This is a genomic window from Streptomyces sp. NPDC097619 (assembly GCF_040302735.1).
Classification (GTDB): domain Bacteria; phylum Actinomycetota; class Actinomycetes; order Streptomycetales; family Streptomycetaceae; genus Streptomyces.
Genome location: NZ_JBEOSD010000253.1, coordinates 1 through 7,199, shown reverse-complemented (window position 1 = coordinate 7,199; position 7,199 = coordinate 1). Strand labels below are relative to the sequence as shown.

General features: G+C 73.4%; 6 protein-coding genes. 3 read left to right on the top strand and 3 right to left on the bottom strand.

The features are described 5' to 3' along the window. Positions 1 to 39: 39 nt before the first annotated feature. Positions 40 to 1,485 (bottom strand): glyceraldehyde-3-phosphate dehydrogenase, encoded by a 1,446-nt coding sequence (locus tag ABTZ17_RS35515; RefSeq protein ID WP_352199941.1) that lies wholly within the window; start codon positions 1,483 to 1,485, stop codon positions 40 to 42. Positions 1,486 to 1,831: 346 nt separating this feature from the next. Between ABTZ17_RS35515 and yczE the strand changes: the two genes are divergently transcribed. Then, positions 1,832 to 2,536 (top strand): membrane protein YczE, encoded by a 705-nt coding sequence (gene yczE, locus ABTZ17_RS35510; protein ID WP_502994978.1) that lies wholly within the window; start codon positions 1,832 to 1,834, stop codon positions 2,534 to 2,536. Here yczE and ABTZ17_RS35505 read toward each other — a convergent pair. Further along, positions 2,490 to 4,064, bottom strand: a complete 1,575-nt coding sequence (locus ABTZ17_RS35505) for an alpha/beta hydrolase (protein WP_352199940.1) — start codon at positions 4,062 to 4,064, stop codon at positions 2,490 to 2,492. The genes yczE and ABTZ17_RS35505 overlap by 47 nt on opposite strands. A 209-nt stretch (positions 4,065 to 4,273) precedes the next feature. Between ABTZ17_RS35505 and ABTZ17_RS35500 the strand changes: the two genes are divergently transcribed. Then, positions 4,274 to 4,987, top strand: coding sequence for a L,D-transpeptidase (locus ABTZ17_RS35500; RefSeq protein ID WP_352199939.1), 714 nt, complete (start codon positions 4,274 to 4,276; stop codon positions 4,985 to 4,987). A 50-nt stretch (positions 4,988 to 5,037) separates the two neighbouring features. Here ABTZ17_RS35500 and ABTZ17_RS35495 read toward each other — a convergent pair whose 3' ends face one another. Further along, positions 5,038 to 5,484, bottom strand: a complete 447-nt coding sequence (locus tag ABTZ17_RS35495; RefSeq protein ID WP_352199938.1) for a MarR family winged helix-turn-helix transcriptional regulator — start codon at positions 5,482 to 5,484, stop codon at positions 5,038 to 5,040. Positions 5,485 to 5,621: 137 nt separating this feature from the next. On the opposite strand from ABTZ17_RS35495, the gene ABTZ17_RS35490 reads away from it, so the two are divergent. Then, positions 5,622 to 7,124: an MFS transporter gene (locus ABTZ17_RS35490; RefSeq protein WP_352199937.1), complete on the top strand. Its 1,503-nt coding sequence runs from the start codon at positions 5,622 to 5,624 to the stop codon at positions 7,122 to 7,124. Positions 7,125 to 7,199: the final 75 nt, after the last annotated feature.

Below are 7,199 nucleotides of genomic sequence, written 5' to 3'. Positions count from 1 at the left end.
GGGGGCGGGGGTGCGGCGGCGCCGGTCACGGCCGGTGCGTCAGGAACGCGGGGCCGGGAAGGTGGGGTACTCGACCCCGGAGACGTGCTGGACCACCCGGATCACCTGGCACGAGTAGCCGAACTCGTTGTCGTACCAGAGGTAGAGGATGGCGTTGTCGCCGTCGACCTTGGTGGCGCCGGCGTCGATGATCGAGGCGTGGCGCGAGCCCACGAAGTCCATGGAGACGGCGTCGGGGGCGGTGGTGAAGTCGATCTGGCGCTTCAGCGAGGAGTTCAGCGAGACGTCGCGGAGGTACTCCAGCACCTCGTCGCGGGTGGTCTCGCGGCCCAGGCGCAGGCTCAGGATGGCGATCGAGACGTCCGGGACGGGCACGCGGATCGAGCTGCCGGTGATCGGCGCCTTGAGGTCCGGGAGGGCCTTGGCCACGGCGGAGGCGGCACCGGTCTCGGTGATGACCATGTTGAGCGGCGCGGAACGGCCGCGGCGGTCGGCCTTGTGGTAGTTGTCCAGGAGGTTCTGGTCGTTCGTGAACGAGTGGACGGTCTCCACGTGGCCGCGCAGCACGCCGTACTCGTCGTCCATGGCCTTCAGCGGCGGGACGATGGCGTTGGTGGTGCAGGAGGCGCAGGACAGGATCTTCTCGTCCGGCTTGATCATGTCGTGGTTGACGCCGTGGACGATGTTCGGGACGTCGCCCTTGCCCGGGGCCGTCAGGACGACCTTGTCGATGCCGGGACGCAGGTGCTTCGCCAGACCGGCACGGTCGCGCCACTTGCCGGTGTTGTCGATGAGGATGGCGTCCTTGATGCCGTACGCCGTGTAGTCGACCTCGGAGGGGTCGTTGGCGTAGATCACCTTGATCTCGTTGCCGTTGGCGACGATGGTGCTGCGTTCCTCGTCCACGGTGATGGTGCCGTTGAACTGGCCGTGGATGGAGTCGCGGCGGAGCAGGGAGGCGCGCTTGACGAGGTCGGCCTCGCCACCGCCGCGCACGACGATGGCGCGCAGCCGGAGGCCGTTGCCGGAGCCGGCCTTCTCGATGAGGAGGCGGGCCACGAGGCGGCCGATGCGGCCGAAGCCGTAGAGGACGACGTCACGGGCGCCCGCGCGCTCGATCTTGTTCTCGCCGGTGGCGCCGGCGACGGCCTCGGCCGTGAACTCGGCCACGGAGAGGCCGCGGTCGTCGGCGCGGTAGGTGGCGGCGAGCATGCCCAGGTCGATCTGGGAGGGTCCCAGGTCGAGGGTGGTGAGCGCGCTCAGGAACGGCATGGTGTCGGTGACCGACAGCTCCTCGCCGTCGATCTGGCGGGCGAACCGGTGGGTCTTCAGGATGCTGACCACCGACTTGTTCACCAAGGAGCGGCTGTGCAGCAGGACGGTCACGTCCCGCTCGCGCTGCAGCTTCCCGATGATCGGGATCATCGATTCCGCGATCTCCTCGCGGTTTTTCCAGTTGGTGAACGAGTCGTCGTTGACAGTCACAGGCACATCTTTCGAGCTAGGCGGCGCTCATATGCTAACCCCACCCCACTTTGGTCGTTCAAGGGGTGTCACTGCTCTGTTTTGCTCGATTTTGTCCCCACACCCGTCGCGACCGCACCTCCGGCACCCGGAGCGAAGGGCCCTGGTGGTGGGCGCGCGGGCCGTCCGGGACGGCGGTGACGGGCGGGAAGCCGGGGACGCACGCCCCTCCGAGGCTCTGGGGTCCGCATTCCCGAGGCGACGAAAAAAGAGGCCACTCGGGTCGAATTGGCCCTGGTTACGGGTTCCAAAACTCCCGGACCCTGGACACCCACCCCCTATTGGCCGAGACCGAAAGGTGCCGCCGGTGTCCTCCCGACCCGCTGCCAGCCCGCCGCTCCCCACCCCCCGGGCCCGTACCGCGCGCCGCCTCACCCACCTCTACCTGGGTCTCTCCCTGTACGGGGCCAGCTCGGCCCTGATGGTGCGGGCGGGGCTCGGGCTGGACCCGTGGGACGTGTTCCACCAAGGGGTGGCGGAGCGGATCGGCTGGAGCATCGGCCTCGTCTCCGTCGCCGTGGGCGCCCTGGTGCTGCTGCTCTGGGTGCCGCTGCGGCAGCGGCCCGGTCTGGGCACCGTCTCGAACGTCTTCGTGGTCGGCCTCACCATGGACGGGACCATCGCCCTGGTGCCCGCCGCGGACGGGCTGTGGGCCCAGTCCCTGATGCTGGCGGCGGGAGTGCTGCTCAACGGGGTCGCCACCGGCCTGTACATCTCGGCGCGGTACGGCCCCGGCCCCCGGGACGGCCTGATGACCGGGCTGCACCGGCGCACCGGCCGCTCGATCCGGCTGGTGCGCACCGGGATCGAGCTGACCGTCCTGGCGGCCGGCTTCCTGCTCGGCGGCACGGTCGGGGTGGCCACGCTGGTCTACGCCCTGGCCATCGGCCCGCTCGCGCAGTTCTTCCTCCGGTTCTTCGCGCTGCCCGCCCCGGTGGACCCCGGCGCGGCCGCCGCCCCGGTCGTCAGTCCGGGCACACCCCGTCCCGCGCCGGAAGCCGCCCCGAGCTGAGGTAGGCGGTGACGGCCCGGTCCCCGCAGGCGTTGCCGTTGCCCAGGTACATGCCGTGGCCGCCGTGCTCCACGACCAGCGTCCGGGCCCGGTCCCCGAGGGCCGCCCGCATCCGCAGGGCGCCGGCGAGCGGGGTCGCCGGGTCGCGGCGGCTGTTCACCAGGAGGATCCCGCCGGGCCCGCGATCGGTGATCCGCACCGGCTCGCGCTCCGGGCGGTCCTTCCAGAAGGCGCAGGGCGTCACGTTCACCGGCATCCCGCCGGTCAGGGGGAAGGCGGCCCGGTCGGCGGCCACCGCCCGGCGGAACCCGGCCACGGATCCGGTGGGCCAGGTCACGTCGTTGCAGATCACGCCGATCATGACGGCGGCCGCCTGGTCGCTCATCGGGCCGGCCGGCTCGGGCGGCAGCGCGGGCGTCGCGCCGGGGTCCCGGGCCTCCCGCACCAGGCGGGCGAAGGCGGGGAAGGCCGCGTCGGCGTAGAGGGCGTTCTGGAGGGCCTGTCGGAGCCCGTTGCCGGTGAGCGGGATACCGGGCACGTCCGAGGGGCGGGGGCGCTCGTCCAGTTCGGCGGCGAGGGCCGGCACCAGCGGGCGGACCCGCTCGGGCCGCTCCGCGAGGCGCAACCCCTCCCGGTCCCGGTCCGGGTGCGCGGCCCAGGCCGCGAAGTCGGGGAAGCGGTCCTCCGCGCCCCGGGCCATGTTGGCCAACCAGCCGCGGGCCAGCCGCTCCGGGTCCGGGTCGCCCACGCTGTCGAGCACCCACCGGTCCGTCCGGTGCGGGAACTCCTGGGCGTACACGGCCGCCACGTACGCCCCGTACGAGACCCCCCAGGCGGAGATCCTCTCCTCGCCGAGGGCGGCCCGCAGCAGGTCGAGGTCACGGACCTGGTTGGCGGTGGTGAAGCTGCGCAGCACCGCGCCGCCGTTGCGGGCGCACGCCTCGGCCGTGCGGCGGGAGCGGGCGTGGTTCTCCGCGACCTCCCCGCCCGGGCCGGGCCAGGAGCGCAGGGTGAGGAGTCGGCGGTCCTCGGGGTCCAGGCCGCAGCTCGCGGTGGTGCTGCCGCCGACTCCGCGGGGGTCCATGGCCACCAGGTCGTAGGCGTCGCCGAGGGTGGCCCGCAGCCGGTCGCCCTTCTGGGTCAGGCGCTGCACCCCGGAGCCACCGGGCCCACCGGGGATCACGAGCAGGGTGCCCAGTGGCGCGCGGGTGGCGCCGGCGAGCCGGGCGGCGCGGATCCGGGAGACCGCCACCTCGATCCGCGGGCCGGTCGGGTCGGCGTGGTCGAGGGGCACCGACAGCGTGGCGCACTCCTGCCCGGCGGGCCCGCCGGGCTTCTCGCAGGGCTGCCAGTCGAGGACCGGAGCGGGCTGTCCGGCCCGCGCCGGCAGGATCCCGGCCGCCGCCCCGGTGCCCGCCCGCGGGGCGTCGGAGGAGGCTCCGGCGACTCCCGCGAATCCGGTGAGGGAGGCGGCGACGGTGGCGGCCGTCAGGACCGCCACCAGGGTCTTCTTCGAGTAAGTGGTCATCCGCACAGCTTTGTTGACGGCACGTCGACCCCCCATCCGGCGGACCGCTGGGCCGGTCCGGGGGATTCCCCCACCCCGGCCCTGCGGTCCGCCCTCACCGTCCGCCCGGGGCGGTCCGCCGCCCGAATGGCCGTCCACTTCCGTCCCCGACACGGGGGTTCGTGCTCGAATGCCCGGTAGGGGGACGATCGAGAGCGGAGGACGGGCGCATGCCGAAGAAGGCCGGTGGGCGAGGACGGAGCCGGATAGCCGCGGTGGTCGCCGCGGCCGCGACGGCGGCCCTGCTGGGGCCGGCGGTCGCACCGGCCGCGGCAACCGGGGCGCCGGCGGCGCCGTGCACCGCGGACACCGGGCCCTACCAGTGGGAACTGGAGCAGTACCTCGGCCTGACCGCGGACGGGCGGCAGTCACCGGCGGACTGCGCCGCGATCCGGGGCTTCCAGGAGCGCGTCGGAGTGACCCCGGCGAACGGGTACGCGGGCCTGGCCACCCACCGCGCCGCGCTGGTGCAGGCCGAACGGGCCAGGCCGAACGCGGCGGGCCGCTGTCCGGTGCGCAGCCGGCGCATCGTCTGCGTGGACCTGGACCGGCAGCTGCTGTGGGTGCAGCGGGACGGGAAGCCGGTGTTCGAGGCGGTGGCGGTGCGCTCGGGCCGGTGGGGCCAGGAGACCCGGCCGGGCTGGCACGAGATCACCGACCGGGTCATCGACGAGACCTCGCAGCTGTACGACGACGCGCCGATGCCGTACGCCCAGTACTTCTCCGGCGGGCAGGCCCTGCACGGGACGTACGGGGACCTGTTCGACGGCAACGGTTCGGCGGGGTGCATCAACCTGGCGCTGGCCGACGCCCGACGGCTGTGGAACACCGTGCGGCTCGGGGACGCGGTCGTGGTGTGGGGCACCAAGCCGGGCACCGGCTGACGGAGGGCTCCGCGCGAGAGCCCCGCGGGTCCGCGCGGGACCGGCGGGGCTCAGGCGGGACGGCGTTCCAGTCCGGGTCGGAGCCGCTCCAGGAGGGCCTGGAGGGCCGCCCGCTCGTCGTCGTCGAGGGTGTCGAGGGCCGTGTGGGTGGCCTGCATCTCCTCGCGGACGCGCCGAATGGTCTCGCGGCCCGCTTCCGTGGCGACCACGTTCTTCACGCGACGGTCGGCGGGATCGGGTTCGCGGCGGACCAGCTCGCGGGATTCCAGGCGGTCCACGATGCCGGTGACGTTGGAGGCGTCGCAGGCCAGCAGGGTGGCGAGGCCGCGCATGGGGACCGGGCCCTCCAGCTGGGCCAAGACCTTGGCCTGGGTGGAGGTGAGGCCGTACCGCGCCGCCGCGTCGGCGAAGTCCCGCCACTGGGCGGTCCCGATCGCGGCGAGCAGCTCCAGCAGCTGGAGCTTGGTGGGAACAGGGGGCCGGACGGACGTGCTCATGCTCCGAGCCTACTGAAGACCCTTGACATTATCAATTGTTTACTTGACCACCTCAACTATCCCCGGCTACCTTCGACCGAGTTGCTTGACTACGTCAACCATCTCCGATCTCAAGAAACCCGAAGGTCCTGCCCACCATGAGCACCCCGCCCCCCACCGCACCGCCCGCCGGCCGGCGCAACGAGACGGTCATCGTCTTCGCCCTGAGCCTGGCCGCCATGGTCGTGTCGATGATGCAGACCCTGCCCGTGCCGATCCTCGGCCTGATCCGCGCCGACCTGGGGGCCTCGGCCGCCGGGGTCAGCTGGGTCACGACCGCCACCCTGCTGTCGGCGGCCGTGTTCACCCCGCTGCTGGGCCGCTTCGGCGACCAGCACGGCAAAAAGCCCACCCTGGTGGCCGTCCTCGCGGTGATGGTGGTGGGCTCCGTGATCACCGCCCTCGCCGGCTCCCTGCCCGTGCTGATCGTCGGCCGGGTGCTCCAGGGGGCCGCCACCGCGATCTTCCCGCTGGCCCTGTCCGTGCTCCGCGAGGAGGTCCGCCCGCAGAAGCTGCCCGGCGCGATGGCCCTGGTCAGCGGCACCCTGGCGTTCGGCAGCGGACTGGCCCTGGTGGCCACCGGACTGCTCACTTCCGGGGCGGACGCCGACTACCGCGACGCCTTCTGGATGGCCACGGTCTTCGCGGCCCTGGCACTGATCGCCGTCGTCGCCCTGGTGCCCGCCACCCGCCACAAGACCGGCGGTCGCACCGACTTCCTCGGCGCCCTCACCCTCGGCGCCACCCTCCTCCTGCTGCTGCTCCCCATCTCCCAGGGCCACGAGTGGGGCTGGGGCTCCGCCCGGACGCTGGGCTGCCTCGCCGGCGCGGCCGTGATGGCCGCCGTCTGGGTGCTCGTCGAGCGCAAGGTCCGCGAGCCGCTGGTGGACATGCGGATGTTCGCGCACCGCCCGGTGCTCATGGCCAACCTGGCGGGCCTGCTGGTCGGCTTCGGGATGTTCGCCAACTTCCTCGGCGTCTCCTACCTGGTGCAGATGCCCGAGGCGCTGACCGGCTACGGCTTCGACGCCTCCATCCTGCGGGCCTCCGTGCAGTTCCTGCTGCCCGGCGCCATCGTCTCCCTGCTGGCCTCCCCGATCGGCGGCCAGATCGTGCGCCACCGCGGGCCGCGGACCGCCCTCGGCTTCGCCGCAGCCTTCGGCGCGGTGGGCTTCCTGTGGCTGGCCCTGGACCACACCCACACCGCCTCCGTGATCGGCGCCGGGATCATCGTCGGCGCGGCCGTCAGCTTCGGGTACGCCGCCATGCCCGCGGTCATCATGTCCAGCGTCCCGCCGCACCAGAGCGGCATCGCCAACGGCATCAACTCGATCTCGCGCTCCACGGGCAGCGCCATCGGCAGCGCGGTGGTCACCACCATCCTGTCCTCGCGGACCATCGCCCACCTCCCGCCCGGCGTGCCCGCCCTGCCCGCCGAGTCCGCCTTCACCGCCACCTTCTGGATCGGCGCCGCCGCGTTCGCGGCCGTGGCCGTGGTCGGCGTGCTCGGCCTGCGCGGCGGCCGCCGCTCCCCGGCCGTGGCCTCCGGCCACCCGGTGGCCACGGCGGAACGGCAGGAGTCCCTCGGGGCCTCCGCCTGACCGGACCGGCGCCCTCACCGACCGCCGACGGGCGGTCGGACACGGCGGAGGGGCCGACGGACGCGCTGCGCGTCC